Annotated in this window: 2 pseudogenes; one reads left to right on the top strand and one right to left on the bottom strand. The window is 74.9% G+C overall.

Going from position 1 to position 1064, the window contains the following annotated elements:
- Nucleotides 1–475: 475 nt before the first annotated feature.
- A pseudogene (locus ACFWN1_RS33445) lies at nucleotides 476–816 on the bottom strand (LysR family transcriptional regulator); the annotation flags it as partial.
- A 3-nt stretch (nucleotides 817–819) separates the two neighbouring features.
- On the opposite strand from ACFWN1_RS33445, the pseudogene ACFWN1_RS33440 reads away from it, so the two are divergent.
- Nucleotides 820–1064: pseudogene (locus ACFWN1_RS33440) on the top strand (MFS transporter); the annotation flags it as partial.

The following is a 1064-nucleotide window of genomic DNA, read 5'->3' as shown; positions in this document are numbered from 1 at the left end:
GGGGCGGAAGTCGGCCGCCGCGCGCGGGCTCCCGGGGCGCGGCAGCGGCGCCGTCGCGTCGGCGCCGGCCAGGGCGGCCGGTCCGCCCCGGAGCAGCTGCGCCGCCACGGACATCCCGGCGCCGGACGGGCCTACGACCGGGGGGAACGCCGGGCGTCCCCCTCCGCGCCGGTCCGCGCGCGGTGGCGCCAAGTCGGCCTCCGCGACGGTTCCGGCTTCCGGAAAAGCTTGAGTGAGACCCCATGTCACCTGCATGTCTCTTGCCGACGAGGCCACATCGGGCCATTCCGGCCGGCGTTCTTCCCGCCACTGTTCCATGTGCGCGCATCCCCCCACGGGACTGATCCGGGGTGCGCCGGCGACACCGAGCACGCGCCGGCCGGACCAGGCCCCCACCCGGTCCGAACGCCCCCCTCTACCCCAGTGCTCGGGTCCCCGAATGTAGCGCAAGGTGAGTTCGCGTGTGCTCGGAGTGTCAGAAAGGACTGCTCATCACATCAGCATCCATGGCCGAAATCCATCGGTCGCCGGGCGGCGAGAGCCACTCCTCGGCGTGGGCCGGCTCGGCCGCCGCCGCCCGCAGCGCGTCCAGCGCGGGATGGACCAGCCCCTTCCGCCACACCAGCGAGACGGGCGACAGCGGAACCGGATCGACCAGCGCGGCCGCAGCGCCCCGCCCGACATGGCCGGAAAATCCACCACCGCGAGCACCGGCGTCCGGCTCGCCCCCATCACCCGAGCGAACTCCTCGGCGCCGAGAACCACCGGATGGGGTGACGCGAGCCGGATGCCACGTCCCTCGAAGAGCTGACGCGCGCGGCGGGCACGGCGACCGCGCCGGCCATGGTGACGGCGATGACCCTGGTCCAGGAGCGCACCCCCGAGGGCCGGCTGAACGAGGGCATGGGTCTGGTCGTGACGGCGCTGCTCACCGGGATCGCCTGCGGTTCGGCGGCGGGCGGCTGGGCGGCGGACCACCTCGGCGCGGGGACGGCCTACGCGATACCGGCACTGGCGGCCACCACGGCATGCCTGCTGCGGCCGGGCGCTGCGGTGCACCCGGC

This window comes from Streptomyces sp. NPDC058459, from assembly GCF_042721685.1.
Taxonomy (GTDB): domain Bacteria; phylum Actinomycetota; class Actinomycetes; order Streptomycetales; family Streptomycetaceae; genus Streptomyces.
Note: the sequence above shows the minus strand (reverse complement) of the source record. Positions and strands in the feature narration are given on the sequence as shown.